14 protein-coding genes are annotated in these 12,718 nt (G+C 62.5%); 6 read left to right on the top strand and 8 right to left on the bottom strand.

The window, feature by feature from the left end; all coding sequences use genetic code 11:
* Positions 1-113 precede the first annotated feature (113 nt).
* Positions 114-1,625: a helicase HerA-like domain-containing protein gene (locus IEV88_RS01120; protein WP_188159465.1), complete on the top strand. Its 1,512-nt coding sequence runs from the start codon at positions 114-116 to the stop codon at positions 1,623-1,625.
* Between the two features lie 35 nt (positions 1,626-1,660).
* Here the strand turns inward: IEV88_RS01120 and IEV88_RS01115 are convergent, their stop codons facing one another.
* The 5 genes from IEV88_RS01115 to IEV88_RS01095 all read right to left on the bottom strand — a co-directional run bounded on the left by IEV88_RS01115 (position 1,661) and on the right by IEV88_RS01095 (position 4,805).
* On the bottom strand, positions 1,661-2,110 hold the full coding sequence (locus tag IEV88_RS01115) for a YHS domain-containing (seleno)protein (protein ID WP_188159464.1): 450 nt from the start codon (positions 2,108-2,110) through the stop codon (positions 1,661-1,663).
* A gap of 164 nt (positions 2,111-2,274) precedes the next feature.
* On the bottom strand, positions 2,275-3,000 hold the full coding sequence (locus IEV88_RS01110; protein WP_188159463.1) for a hypothetical protein: 726 nt from the start codon (positions 2,998-3,000) through the stop codon (positions 2,275-2,277).
* 237 nt (positions 3,001-3,237) lie between these two features.
* Entirely contained in the window at positions 3,238-3,396 is a 159-nt protein-coding gene (locus tag IEV88_RS01105) for a hypothetical protein (RefSeq protein WP_188159462.1), read from the bottom strand.
* 129 nt (positions 3,397-3,525) lie between these two features.
* Positions 3,526-3,990: a DUF2852 domain-containing protein gene (locus tag IEV88_RS01100; RefSeq protein WP_188159461.1), complete on the bottom strand. Its 465-nt coding sequence runs from the start codon at positions 3,988-3,990 to the stop codon at positions 3,526-3,528.
* Positions 3,991-4,109: 119 nt separating this feature from the next.
* Positions 4,110-4,805 (bottom strand): hypothetical protein, encoded by a 696-nt coding sequence (locus IEV88_RS01095; protein WP_188159460.1) that lies wholly within the window; start codon positions 4,803-4,805, stop codon positions 4,110-4,112.
* A gap of 241 nt (positions 4,806-5,046) precedes the next feature.
* On the opposite strand from IEV88_RS01095, the gene IEV88_RS01090 reads away from it, so the two are divergent.
* A complete protein-coding gene (locus tag IEV88_RS01090; RefSeq protein WP_188159459.1) occupies positions 5,047-5,511 on the top strand; it encodes a hypothetical protein in 465 nt (154 codons plus the stop codon).
* Here IEV88_RS01090 and IEV88_RS01085 read toward each other — a convergent pair.
* The 3 genes from IEV88_RS01085 to IEV88_RS01075 all read right to left on the bottom strand — a co-directional run bounded on the left by IEV88_RS01085 (position 5,487) and on the right by IEV88_RS01075 (position 9,186).
* Positions 5,487-6,944: a sensor histidine kinase gene (locus IEV88_RS01085; RefSeq protein ID WP_188159458.1), complete on the bottom strand. Its 1,458-nt coding sequence runs from the start codon at positions 6,942-6,944 to the stop codon at positions 5,487-5,489. The genes IEV88_RS01090 and IEV88_RS01085 overlap by 25 nt on opposite strands.
* A gap of 62 nt (positions 6,945-7,006) precedes the next feature.
* Entirely contained in the window at positions 7,007-8,431 is a 1,425-nt protein-coding gene (locus IEV88_RS01080) for a dihydrolipoyl dehydrogenase family protein (protein WP_188159457.1), read from the bottom strand.
* 29 nt (positions 8,432-8,460) lie between these two features.
* On the bottom strand, positions 8,461-9,186 hold the full coding sequence (locus IEV88_RS01075) for a DUF547 domain-containing protein (RefSeq protein ID WP_188481182.1): 726 nt from the start codon (positions 9,184-9,186) through the stop codon (positions 8,461-8,463).
* A gap of 273 nt (positions 9,187-9,459) precedes the next feature.
* On the opposite strand from IEV88_RS01075, the gene rpmH reads away from it, so the two are divergent.
* From rpmH to yihA, 4 genes are read left to right on the top strand one after another with little or no spacing between them, the layout of a single operon-like run.
* Positions 9,460-9,594 (top strand): 50S ribosomal protein L34, encoded by a 135-nt coding sequence (rpmH, locus tag IEV88_RS01070; protein WP_188159455.1) that lies wholly within the window; start codon positions 9,460-9,462, stop codon positions 9,592-9,594.
* Positions 9,595-9,621: 27 nt separating this feature from the next.
* Positions 9,622-10,101: a ribonuclease P protein component gene (gene rnpA, locus IEV88_RS01065; protein ID WP_188159454.1), complete on the top strand. Its 480-nt coding sequence runs from the start codon at positions 9,622-9,624 to the stop codon at positions 10,099-10,101.
* 12 nt (positions 10,102-10,113) lie between these two features.
* Entirely contained in the window at positions 10,114-11,946 is a 1,833-nt protein-coding gene (yidC, locus tag IEV88_RS01060; RefSeq protein ID WP_188159453.1) for a membrane protein insertase YidC, read from the top strand.
* Positions 11,943-12,581, top strand: a complete 639-nt coding sequence (gene yihA / locus IEV88_RS01055) for a ribosome biogenesis GTP-binding protein YihA/YsxC (RefSeq protein ID WP_188159452.1) — start codon at positions 11,943-11,945, stop codon at positions 12,579-12,581. The genes yidC and yihA overlap by 4 nt, the downstream gene beginning before the upstream one ends.
* The last annotated feature ends 137 nt before the right edge of the window (positions 12,582-12,718 follow it).

The following is a 12,718-nucleotide window of genomic DNA, read 5'->3' as shown; positions in this document are numbered from 1 at the left end:
GCCCGAAACGCCGCCTGGGGCGGCCCGGTTCCCTGAATCGCGCGTCTATTGCCTTGTTTCAGGCAGCGATATTGCCGATTATCCCGGAAATCAGGAGAGGACCGGCAGGCATCATGAGCGACCAGAAGAACGAAACGGCAGGCAATCCGGGTATTTTCGTCGGCAAGGGTGACAATCCCGTTTCCCTGACCCTGAAATATGCCAACCGCCATGGCCTGATCTGCGGCGCCACCGGCACCGGCAAGACCGTGACCCTGCAAATCCTGGCCGAGGGTTTTTCCGATGCGGGCGTGCCGGTCTTCATCTCCGATGTGAAGGGCGATGTCGCCGGACTGTCGCAGCCGGGCACGATGAAGGGCTTCCTCGAGGAACGCGCCGGGGCGATCGGCCTCGACCCCTATGAGATGACCGGCTATCCGACCGTGCTGTGGGACCTGTTCGGCAAGCAGGGCCACCCGGTGCGCGCCACCATCACCGATATGGGCCCGCTGCTGCTGGCACGGCTGCTGGGCCTGAACGACACGCAGGAGGGCGTGCTGGTGCTCGCCTTCCGCGTCGCCGACGACGAGGGCATGTTGCTGCTTGACCTCAAGGATCTGCGCGCCCTGCTGATCAATATTTCCGACCGGCGCCTGGAATTGCAGGCCGCCTATGGCAATGTCTCGGCTGCCTCGATCGGCGCAATCCAGCGCAAGCTGCTGGCACTGGAAGAACAGGGGGCGGACAAGTTCTTTGCCGAGCCGGCGCTCGACCTGAACGATTTCATGCGCACCGCGGGGGATGGCCGCGGGATGATCAACATCCTCGCCGCCGACAGGCTGATGATGTCGCCCAAGCTCTATGCGACATTCCTGTTGTGGATGCTGTCGGAGCTGTTCGAGATGCTGCCGGAGGCCGGCGACCCGGACAAGCCAAAGCTCGTCTTCTTCTTCGACGAGGCGCATTTGCTGTTCGACGACTGCCCGCCTGCCCTGCTCGACAAGGTGGAGACGGTGGTGCGGCTGATCCGCTCAAAGGGGGTCGGCGTCTATTTCGTTACCCAGAACCCGATGGATGTGCCGGACAGCGTGTCGAGCCAGCTCGGCAACCGCATCCAGCACGCGCTGCGCGCCTTCACCCCGAAGGAGCACAAGGTCATCCGCGCGGCCGCCGAGACGTTCCGGCCGAACCCGGCCTTTGCGACGGTGGATGTGATCACAGAGCTTGGCATTGGCGAGGCCCTCGTCAGCACCCTGATGGACAAGGGGATCCCGGGCGTGGTCGAGCGGACGCTGATCCGCCCGCCCTCGTCCCGCATGGGGCCGCTGACGGCGGCAGAGCGCAAGGCTGTCCTGCAATCCTCTCCCCTCGCAACGGTCTATGACAAGACGATAGATCGTCAGTCTGCCTATGAAGTCCTATCGCAGCGCGCGGAGAAGGCTGAAGAGGAAGCGCGCCGCGCCGCGGCATCGAAGGAGCGCAAGCAGGCAGCAGCCGAGAAAAAGCAAAGAAAAGCGCCTGCCCGCGGCCGGGCGCGGCGTGGCAACAGCCTCGGGGGTTACATCACCAAGCAGGCGACCAGCGTCCTGACCAGGACCCTCATCCGTTCCGCGCTACGCGGGATTCTCGGCAGCCTCAGAAAGTAAAACTGACCCTCTGAATTCGGTGTCGGGAAAACTGGTTATTCGATGATTGCCGGCCAGTTGGCATCGGCTTTCATGATGAAGCCCGGAATGTCCGTTTCCCACATTTCCTGGACCTTGCGGTCATAGTTGAGATAGAGCCTGCCATTGACGATGGCCCAGTAGGCAGGATCACCCTTGGCCAGCTTGCCTTGAGCAGCGGCCCAGGCGCAATAGCCGCCATATTGCGGTGCGTAGGCGGATGGATTTGCGATAAAGCGGTCGCGGTTCTCAGCCGAGGAAAAACGCCATTCGGCACCTTTGTACTCGGTCACAAAATCCTTCGAGCCTTCGACAGGCGCGCCTTCATTGAAATAAGCGACTGGGTCGTAGCCGCCGACAGCCGTATTGGAAAACACACCGGTATAGACAGGATCGGCGGCCTTGGCGGCGGCGATCTGAACCAGCCCTGCAAACAGGGCAACAAAGAGGATGGACAGGCGTTTCACGGGAAGTGCTCCTTGCAAAAGTCATGACGGGAACTGACTGGCCAAGGTGGTAGCGCACTTTCCCGATCCGGTCCCGTCACGGCTTCTCACAAGAAGCGGAAGCCTGCCGCGTCCCGGATCAATGGGGGGATCAGTGGGGGGATCAGCGGAGGATCAGCGGAGGATCAGCGGCTGTCGTCGTCGTCGGCCAGGTTGCCGGTGACGTAGCGATTGCGGTCGTCCTCATAGACGAGGTCGGGGCGGCCGGTACCGGCATAGCCCCGGTTGTCATAGGTAGAGGCGATGCGACGGTCTTTCGCGATGGTGCCATCGCGTTCGGCCAGAAAAATCTGCGCATCATCCGTGGCCCTGGCGACCGCCTCTTCTGCCTGCTCGAGCTTGGCCGCCGCTTCGACCGCCTCCGCCTTCGCCTCGCGCGCCTCGCGCTGGCTTTTCTCGACGGTGACGGCGACGCTGGTCAATTCGCCCGCCTCATCGGTGACCTCGCCGGCATCTTCGGCAGCCTGGGCGAGCATGATCGACACCTCGCGGGCGATGACGGCAGTGGCGCGTGCGCGGTCGGCAGCCTCCACCGACGCCACGACGGAGGCGTCTGCGGCATCGTTATAAGTGGCAAGCTGCGCCGATGCCTGCGCGCTTTCCTCGGCCCGGTCGGCATTTTTCTCGAGTTCCTCGGCCAGTGCATAGGCCTGCTCGGCAAGGTCGCCGGCGCGCTCGACGGAACGGTCAATACTCCGGACTGCCCGCTCCTGCCGCGCCATGACATCGACATCGCTATCCGACGCAAGGGTGGTCTGACCATCCCGGTCGAGGGCATCCCGCTCGATGAGGAACCATGCACCCCCGACAGCCAGAACGATGAATATGATAAATCCAAAAATGCGGGCCATGTCACGTCTCCATGCGTTTTCCATTACAGAACAGCGCAGCGGTGAGTTTGGTTCTTGGCAGGGATGAATGAGAAAGGCGCCCGGCCTATCGGGTCATCCGGTGGCTCAGCGCGACAAGGCGGGCAATCGTCCTGGCTGGAGGAATGACTGAGCGAATGACTGAACGAATGACAGCGGGAGCAGTCGCGATCAGTACACCGACCACCCGCCAGGCTTCGCCTCCATCAAGGACGGTGCCTACATCATGGACGCGGCTGAATAGGGTGCCTGTTGCTCGGCAAACGCATCTTCACCGTAATCAATCTCTGTCGGCTGGTCCTTCTGCACTCCAAGAGAGATCATGACCAGCGGCAGACCGACGGCGACAATAATCAGAACAAGAACATAGCGGAGCATGATTTTCTCCTGTTTCTGTTACGCTACTTTACATAAAACGATTCTTGGACTGATCAGTTCACGGCGACGGCATAAGAAATCCGGCGCTTTTGACGCCGGATTATTGGATCATTGAATTATTTCAGACACTTACTGGCCAGAGGGAGCATCACCACCTGTTGCATTATTGTCCCAGCGCGCCTTGAAACGCTCGAATTCTTCCTTGTCGCGGGCCTTCTGCATCTCTTCCATATAGGCTTGGAATTCACGCTTCGCGGCTTCGAGCTTCTGGCGCTCTTCCTCGATGCGGCGCAGTTCGGCGTCGCGCCATTCATCGAAGGCGCTATTGCCGGTGCGCGAGGACGAGGCCTTGCCATCGAACGCCTTGTCGAAAGCGGATTTCATCTTCTCGCCGGCGCTGGACACGCCATCAGTCTTGCCCCACTGGCTGAAATCAAGGCCCCAGGCCTGACCCCAGATCATGTAGGCGATCATGAAAACGCCGATGGGCCACGCGCCAATGATAAAGGCGACAACCATGATGGCGATGTTGACGGGCGTCCATGCCGGCCGCAGCTGTTCATGGATAGACCCTTTGCGGGTAGTTGAACTCATTCTTTCATCTCCTTGCAATGTCTGCGGCCCTCTACGCTTTTGCATATGGGTTCACGGTCCCGTGACTTCAAGAAGAAGAGACCGAATCACCAGGCTGTTCCGGGAAGGCTCAAGCGGCTCTACCAGCGGCCGTAGCGGACACTGCCCGGCACGACATAGCCGTAGCCATAGCGATCATAGCACATGGTGGCGGTCACCGGCACGCGGCGCCCCCGATGCCATTCGCTATAGCTCACCGGATGGCAGCGATAGGCGTAGCTGGTGTAGCCGGAGCGCCAGTCGCGGTGGCGATAGCGGCTGCGGCCACTGTTGTAGACATAGTAGCCATCGCGATAGCCGTCGGAATAGCCGATGGTGACGTCACCCAGATCGACGGAAAAATCGAAGCTGCTGCCCCGGTAGCGGTCGTCGCTATAGCGATAACTCCGGTCCGGATATTCGTAGCGGCTGCGATAGTCGCGATCATAGCGACGGCTATCATCGTATCGGGGGCTGTAATTGTCGGAATAGCGGCGGTACTCATCAGTGTAGCTGCGTGCCTGTTCCTGATAGCGGCTGCCATCCTCGCCCCGCACCTGACCCCTATCACGGCCATAATCACGGTCATCATCGCGATATCGGTCATAGCCTGTATCGTCATAGCTGCGGTCGTTGCGTCCATAGCCGAGATCGCGATCATCGCCCCGGCTGTCACGGCCGCCGGCCAGACGGTCATCAATGTCGCCATCCCAGCCTTGCGCGCCTTGAGCGGCAATTTCTGCACCGGTTTCGGCATCGACGGCGGCGCTGCCACGCACCTGGGCCGATGCGGGCAAGGAAAGGCCTATCAGTGCCGACGCCGCCAGCACAATTGGCCCGATGAGAGAGCGGAGAGTCCTGTTCATACAGGGTAAAAGGACGCAAGAATGTGGCATCAACATGGCTGCGATTCCGCCGACCGCCCCAAATATGCTATTGATAATTATTCTCAATATTGTTATGTCTGTCTCCGCCCGCCAATGCCGGCGGGTCACAACGATTCGGGATGACCGGAGCCGGAAGGGAGATCACAGAGCTATGAGCGCAACCCAGTCCCACCCCCTGCCCTTGCCTCTGCCAACCGACAGGACGGAGGATCCGGCCCTGTTCATCGTGTCGGCCCTGCGCCTGTTCGCCTGTCCCTGCGCCGCGCCGGTGCATGACACGCTTCGAGAGGACAGCCCGGCGCGGGCGCTGCTGCAGGTGATGCGGCTGATCGATACCCATGCCCGCCGTCCGCTGCGCCTTCATGCGGCCCATAGCGCGGTGATGAGTGCCGACGAAACGGCCTTTGCCGCCCTGCTCGCGGCGACACAGGCCGGGCGTGAGCGTGAAGCACAATTGCGCTGCCGGACCATGGTCCGCCCGGCCGGCCAGGATGCCCTGGGCCAGGCAATGCGCGTGCTTGCCCGAAAACTTTCAGTAGACGGTATAATTGTCGCCGCGCCAACCTCCGGACCCCCGAGTGGCACCCCCTGCTATCCCAAACTGGTCGGCGCCTGAAGCGGCAGGGTGATGCGGAAGATGGTGCCGGCGGGCCCTGTCTCGTGCAGCACGATGTCGCCACCATGGGCGCGGACGGTTTCGGCTGCGATGGCGAGGCCGAGACCTGAACCTCCCTGGCGCACCGAGCCCTTGAACGGCACGAAGAGATGTTCCCGCGCCGCAGGCGGCAGGCCGGGGCCGTTGTCCTGTACGTCGATGATGACGAGACGGTCCGTGCGTTCCGCCGAGAAGGTGACCCTGGGCGCCGGCTGATCGCTTGTTGCCAGCGCCTCGGCTGAATTGCGGGCCAGATTGAACAGTCCACGGAAGAGTTGAGTGCGGTCGGCCATCAGTTCCACGCGCGGCGAGACCTCATTGATGAACTGGATCGGCGGCTCGCCCTCGGTAAAGATCTTCAGCGCGTCCGACGTCTCCTCGACAATGTCGAACAGGTTGACCCGTTCGCGTTCCTTGACCTCGGCACGGCCGTAATCGAGCGTCGCCTGACACATGACGACAGCCCTGTCGAGCGCCTTGATCAGCCGGGGCGCGAGACGCTTGACCTGGGGGTCCTCGCTGCGCGACAGCCGGTCGGACATCAGCATGGCACTGGCAAGCACGTTCCTGAGGTCGTGGTTGATCTTGGACATACCCTCGCCCAGGGTCGCCAGCCGGGATTTCTGGCGCAGGGCGGATCTCAGCTCCGCCTGCATGTCGGCGAGCACACGCTCGGCCTGGCCGATCTCGTCGCGGCGGCCTGACGGGCGCATCATCGCGCCTTCATCCTCCGGCTTGCGCTGGAAGCGGGCCATATTGGCGGTCAGCTTGACCATGGGGCGAACGAAGATGAACAGGATGGTGAAATAGATCGCGCCCGCAACGATGATGCAGATAACGATGGACAGGCCGAGAATACCGATCGCGTAGCGCCACAGCGCCTCGCGCAGGGGTGCCTTCTCGATCACGATATCGACAGTCATACCGGGCGCCGAGGGCGGAGCGCCCTGCACCATCAGATACATGTTGGACGGCGAGACCATGTTGCCGAGCGCGTCGCCGATCAGCTGCAGTGGCGACGCCTCGCGCAGGTCGACCGGCTTGCGGTCCATCTCTTCGTCGCCTTCCCTGCCGTCTTCACTTCCGGGGGCAAGGATGAGCTGGCTGCGCCCGCCTGCGTCGATGCGCACGCCGATGATCTCCGCCGTTTCGAACAGGGTGCGGACGGTCTCTGGCTCGATCATGTTGTCGGGCGCGATCTGGAACGAGACCGAGATGAGATAGGCGCGCTCGATCCGCTCCTGCAGATAGTCGTACCGGAACTTGGCGACGGAGGGCACGAAGACGACGATCTCGGCGATGATGATGAAGACGACGGTCAGCGCAAGCAGGCGCGCCGGCAGATTGTGCCGCCGCTCGACCAGATAGTTGATTGATGTCCCGATACCGGCCATGCCGCCCGCTCCTTTGCCCCCTATCTAGCGCAGTTCGGCGCCGGTGCCATATGCCCGTGCGATCAGTCGAAGGTCGACAGCAGCCTGACAACGAAACGGGTGCGGTCGGAGAACAGCGTCGGCGTGTAATAGGCGCCGGCGACGCGCTTCGTGATCTCGCCCATGGTCGGGTATGGTGCGATCATGTTGGTGAAGGCCTTGATCTTCAGCCCGTTGGCGATGGCCAGCGCCCATGGCCCGATCAGGTCGCCCGCACCCGGCCCGATGATCGACGCGCCGAGCACCTTGCCGCCCTTGCCGACGACCACCTTGGCCATGCCCGAGGTTTCATGCTCTGCATGGGCGCGGTCGTTTTCCTCGAATTTCCAGCGGGCAATGGTGTATTTCTCGCCCTGGTCCTTCGCCTGCGCCTCGGTCAGGCCGACATGGGCGAGCTCCGGATCGATATAGGTGACCCAGGGCGCGTTCTCTTCCTTGTTCTTGGCCGGGACCTTGAACAGGATGTTCTGGACGAGCACGCCGGCGTGATAGCCGGCGACATGGGTGAACTGGCGCCCGCCAGCAACGTCACCGGCGGCATAGATGCGCTTGTTGGTCGTACGCAGGCGGGCGTTCACCTTGATGCCGCGCTCGTCATACTCGACGCCGGCCTTTTCGAGGTCGAGGCCTTCCACATTGGCGCGGCGGCCGGTCGCGACGAGGAGATGGGAGCCGGTGACGGCGTGCTCACCCTCGTCCGTCCTGTAGTGGACGGTGATGTCGCCTTCGCTGCCACTGACCCGCGCGACCTTGCCGCCCTCGATGATCCGCACACCCTCACTGGTCAGGTGCGCGCGGGCGATGGCGACGAGTTCGGGGTCGTCCTTGGGCAGGATCTTGCCGCCCTCGATCACGGTCACCTCCGCCCCGAGGCGGCGATGGGCCTGGGCCATCTCGACACCGATGGGGCCGCCGCCGATGATCAGCAGGTGCGCGGGCTGGTCCGGCATGTAGAAGATTGTCTCATTGGTCAGCCAGGGGACGCTGTCGAGCCCCTCTATCGGCGGCACGAAGGGCGATGAGCCGGTGGCAATGACAAAGTGCTTTGCCTTGACGACATGCTCGCCCGCCGTCACCTCGCGCTCGCCGGTAAATCGCGCAGGGTCTCGCAGCACGGTGCAGCCGAGACCCTCGAACCGCTCCTGGCTGTCATTGGGCTCGATCTCGGCAATGGTGCGGTAGACATGGTCGAGCACCGCCTTGTAGTCGATCGCGGGCTCGACACCGGCGATGCCGAAGCGGGCCGCCTCGCGCATGTGCTGGGCGCGCTTGCCGGCAGCGAGCATCGCCTTGGACGGGACGCAGCCATAATTGAGGCAGTCGCCGCCCATCTTGCCCTTTTCGATCAGCACGACCTTTCGGCCAAGCTGCGCTGCGCCGGCGGCGACCGACAGCCCGCCGGAGCCGGCGCCGATGATACACAAATCTGCCTTGATCGTCTGTGTCATGATAAATCCTCTGGATATTCGTTCCGGGCTCAGTCAGCCTCGTTCAGCGACCAGTCATAGGCATAGCCGTCGATTTTTGTCCGGCCGTCAAGCATTGCAGCGGTCTCGCCGTCGGCATAGGGGCGCAGCCAGTCGAGAATGGCCGCGTCGCTGCCGCCGAAATCGCCGCCATACCAGTCGAAGATCGAGGACAGGATGAGGTCGCCGTCTTCCACCATTACGGCGCGGCCTGAATTGACGAAGGCGCGGGTCGCGGCGTCGAGGCGGGCGTCCAGCGTGGCAGCAGCGAAGGGCTCGGGCAGCAGCGCCGGGCAGCCGATGGAGGCGCAGTTGACGGCGAAATGCACGCGCGGCTCGTCCCAGTTCTCGCGCAGCGTGCCATGCTCGATATCGTCGAGGCTCATTTCCTCGCCATTGACGGTCACGAGATCTTCCCGCCACGGGCCGGGGCGAATGCCGAGGCCGAAGCGGATATCGCGGATCGAGGCGACAGGATAGTTGTCGAGGACCACATCGAGGGTGACGGCATTGTAGAGATTGACCCACCAGGCGAAGGCGGCGTCGCGGTCGTCAGGCGGCCCCGAGGCGGCCTGATCGCCGATCCAGTCTTCCAGGGCCGCGTGATCAGCCTGCGCTACCGCGCCGTAGCGCACGGCGGTGACGCCCGGGGATTTCTCGACGACATAGGCCCCGAGAAACCGGTCATAAGCAGTGTCACCGGCTGCCTGCACCGCTGGCGCCAGCAGTATGGTCATGAGGCTGACAAGACTCAAAAGGCTGGCGAAGAAGCGCATTCCTGGATGTTTCCCGTTCCGTCTGGTGTCATAACGGCTGCGCCGCCCGGCTGGTTTGGTCGTAATACTGCAAAAGGCCGCCGGGCAGCGTCACAGCTGCGCGATGGTGCCGTCACCATCGCGTGTTGCGGAACACAAGAATTTCACCCATCTGCACCCTTGACGAGGCCGCCCTCATGACGTAGTCACGCGCCTTCGAATTCATATTTATTGACGCCTTCAAAGGGGCAGACGATGAAAAGAACATATCAGCCAAGCCGCCTGGTGCGTAAGCGCCGTCACGGTTTCCGCGCCCGCAAGGCCACCAAGGGCGGCCAGAGAGTACTCGCAGCGCGCCGTTCCAAGGGCCGCAAGAAGTTGTCAGCTTAACGCAGACAGCTAAAGGGAGGGCTTTGCTTGACAGGCCCCGCCAGCAAAAACGCAGCAATGCTGCCGGTCCGCTCTTTGAAAAAAAGGGCGGATTTTTTGCGTTTGAGAGATTGCCGCGGGGCATCGACGAAAGGCTTCCTGCTGCTCAGTGCTCCTTCCCCGGCAGAGAAAAAGGGGCCGGCGGATAAAACGGGCCGCGCCGGCGAAGGCATTGCCCGGCTCGGCATTACGGTGACGAAAAAGCTCGGCAAGGCGGTCACCCGCAACCGCATCAAGCGGCGGCTGCGGGCTGCGGGCAGAGAGGTTCTCGCCGTTCACGGCACGCGAGGCCACGACTATGTGCTGATCGCGCGATCCGCGGCGGAAGAGCTTCCTTTCGCCATTCTGCTTGACGATCTGAAACAGGCCCTTGTAAGCCCACCTGTGACCAAGCGCCCGGCGGCAGGACCGGGCAGCATGACGCGGCCACCAAGACGATCTTCGCGTTCAGGCCCTGACAAAGACTAGACGGAACATTCAATGGACAATCGCAATCTCATTATCGCTGTCGCCATCTCCATGGGCCTCTTGCTGCTCTGGGACGTGTTCTACATGCAGCCCCAGCGCGACGCGATGGAAGCGCAGCGTCAGGCCCAGCAGACGATGCAGGTCGACGAGCAGGCAGCAGGCGATCTCGGCACGCTGGAGGATCCGTCTTCGGTCAACCGCATCCTGACACGGGAAGAGGCATTGGCCCTTGCCCCGGGCCGGGTGCGCATCGAAACGCCGATGGTGACCGGCTCGATCAACCTGCAGGGCGCGGTTATCGACGACCTCAGCCTGAAACAATATCACATCACGCCGGATGACAGCTCGCCGATCGTGACCATGCTCAATCCGCGCGAGACGCAATACGGCCATTACATGCAGACCGGCGCGATCGCGCGGGCCGGCGAAAATCCGCTGCAGGACGACCGCACGGCGATCTGGACCGCCGACGAGAGCGCGGTGCTGACCGTCGACAATGATGTCACCCTGACCCGGACCGAGGGCGGCCTCGTCCACACCATGACCATCGGCATCGACGACCAGTACATGTTCAACGTCACCCGCACGGTGGAGAACACCAGCGGCGAGCGCGCCATTGTCGCCCCCTTCGGCCTGACGGTTCAGCGCGGCGACCCGCCCTTCCTGAAGAAATTCATGATCCTGCATGAAGGCCCGGTCGGCGTGCTCGGCTCGGTCGGCCTCAAGGAACGCAAATACCAGAACGTCTACAAGAAGGGGGAACGCTCAGCCGAGGGCGTTTCCGGCGGCTGGGTCGGCCTGACCTCGAAGAACTGGCTTGCCGCCCCGATCCCGGCGCAGGACCTCGTCTATACCGGCCGTCTTGGCCATGAGGCGAACACCACCCGCGACAACCCGGTCTATCTTGCCCAGTATCGCGGCGCGCAGCAGGTGGTCGAGCCGGGCGAGACCTGGACCTATCAGGCTCACATGTTCGGCGGCGCCAAGCGCATGGAAATCCTCAATCATTACGAGGAGCCGGTCGAGGAAGGCGGGCTCGGCATCAAGGATTTCGACAAGGCCGTCGACTGGGGCAATTTCTTCTTCCTGACGCGCCCGATCTTCTGGCTGATGCATTTCTTCGCCGAGCTGACCGGCAATTACGGCGTCGCCATCCTGCTGCTGACCCTGGTCATCAAGGCGATCCTCTTCCCGCTTGCCAACAAGAGCTTTGCGTCCATGGCCGGCATGCGCAAGGTCCAGCCGGAGTTGAAGAAACTGCAGGAGCGCTACAAGGACGACAAGATGAAGCAGCAGCAGGAAATGATGGCGCTGTACAAGAAGTACAACATCAATCCGCTGGCTGGCTGCCTGCCTGTGATCATGCAGATGCCGATCTTCTTCGCCCTCTACAAGGTCCTGTTCGTGACCATCGAGCTGCGTCACGAGCCGTTCCTTTACATCAATGACCTGACCGCGCCGGACCCGGCCGTGCTGCTGAACCTGTTCGGCCTCGCGCCATGGGATGTCGCCACGCTTCCGCTCGTCGGACCCTATATCGCCATCGGCCTGCTGCCGATTCTGATGGCGATCGCGATGTTCTTCCAGACCAAGCTGAACCCGCCGCCGCCAGACCCGACCCAGGCGATGATCTTCAACTTCATGCCGCTGATGTTCCTGTTCATCTTTGCGCCGTTCCCGGCAGGTCTCGTCCTGTACTGGTTCTGGAACACCTTCCTTGGCGTGATCCAGCAATATGTGATCATGAAGCGCCATGGCGCCGACGTGGATTTCTTCGGCAACATCAAGCAGAGCTTCGGCAAGGACGGCGAGAAAAAGCCGGCCTCTGCGAATGACTCCAAATGACGGACACCACGTATTCCGACGATGACATCGAGACGGGCCGCGTTCTGTTCGCCGGCCCGTGCGATTTCATGCTCGGGGTCGTGTCGATGGAGACCCTGCCGCCCCCGGTGATGCCGGAAGTCGCCTTTGCCGGGCGTTCCAATGTCGGCAAGTCGTCCCTGCTCAACGCGATCACCGGCCGCAAGGCGCTGGCGCGGACCTCGAACACGCCGGGGCGCACGCGCGAGCTGAACTTCTTCAACCTCAATGACAGGCTGCGCCTCGTCGACCTGCCGGGCTATGGCTATGCCCGCGCCTCGAAAAAGGAATCGTCCGGCTGGAACCGGTTGATCCGCGATTACCTGAAAGGCCGGGTCACCCTGCGCCGGGTCTGCCTGCTGATCGATTCGCGCCACGGGCTGAAGGACAATGATGCCGAGATCATGAAAATGCTCGACATCGCCGCCGTGCCCTATCAGATCGTCCTGACCAAGACCGACAAGATCAAGCCGACCGATCTGGAGAAGCTGATCGCAAAGACGGCCGAAAAGATCGCCCGCCGCCCGGCCGCTTTCCCGTTCATCGCGGCGACCTCGTCGGAGAAGGGTTTCGGCATCCCCGAACTGCGCGTCGGCCTGGCGCAGCTGGCGGAATAGCCGGCTCATTGCCGCTTAGACTTCCCGTCGCAACCACGGTACCGCTGGTCGCAGAGAGAGTGCCGGGGGACCGGGATTGGACAAGCTTTTCAGGGAATTGCGCAGGCGGAATGTGTTCCGCGGCGCCGCCATCGTTC

Origin of the sequence: Aquisalinus flavus (assembly GCF_014640095.1) — a bacterium.
Classification (GTDB): Bacteria; Pseudomonadota; Alphaproteobacteria; order Caulobacterales; family Parvularculaceae; genus Aquisalinus; species Aquisalinus flavus.
This window is presented reverse-complemented; position numbering and strand designations above follow the sequence as displayed.

What these genes read in the sequence shown, in the direction of transcription:
- IEV88_RS01080 (WP_188159457.1), bottom strand. Translation starts at nt 8,431, where the DNA reads ATGACACAGACGATCAAGGCAGATTTGTGTATCATCGGCGCCGGCTCC.
- yihA (WP_188159452.1), top strand. Translation starts at nt 11,943, where the DNA reads ATGACGGACACCACGTATTCCGACGATGACATCGAGACGGGCCGCGTT.
- IEV88_RS01085 (WP_188159458.1), bottom strand. Translation starts at nt 6,944, where the DNA reads ATGGCCGGTATCGGGACATCAATCAACTATCTGGTCGAGCGGCGGCAC.
- yidC (WP_188159453.1), top strand. Translation starts at nt 10,114, where the DNA reads ATGGACAATCGCAATCTCATTATCGCTGTCGCCATCTCCATGGGCCTC.
- IEV88_RS01100 (WP_188159461.1), bottom strand. Translation starts at nt 3,990, where the DNA reads ATGAGTTCAACTACCCGCAAAGGGTCTATCCATGAACAGCTGCGGCCG.
- rpmH (WP_188159455.1), top strand. Translation starts at nt 9,460, where the DNA reads ATGAAAAGAACATATCAGCCAAGCCGCCTGGTGCGTAAGCGCCGTCAC.
- IEV88_RS01120 (WP_188159465.1), top strand. Translation starts at nt 114, where the DNA reads ATGAGCGACCAGAAGAACGAAACGGCAGGCAATCCGGGTATTTTCGTC.
- IEV88_RS01075 (WP_188481182.1), bottom strand. Translation starts at nt 9,186, where the DNA reads ATGACCATACTGCTGGCGCCAGCGGTGCAGGCAGCCGGTGACACTGCT.
- IEV88_RS01090 (WP_188159459.1), top strand. Translation starts at nt 5,047, where the DNA reads ATGAGCGCAACCCAGTCCCACCCCCTGCCCTTGCCTCTGCCAACCGAC.
- IEV88_RS01105 (WP_188159462.1), bottom strand. Translation starts at nt 3,396, where the DNA reads ATGCTCCGCTATGTTCTTGTTCTGATTATTGTCGCCGTCGGTCTGCCG.
- IEV88_RS01110 (WP_188159463.1), bottom strand. Translation starts at nt 3,000, where the DNA reads ATGGCCCGCATTTTTGGATTTATCATATTCATCGTTCTGGCTGTCGGG.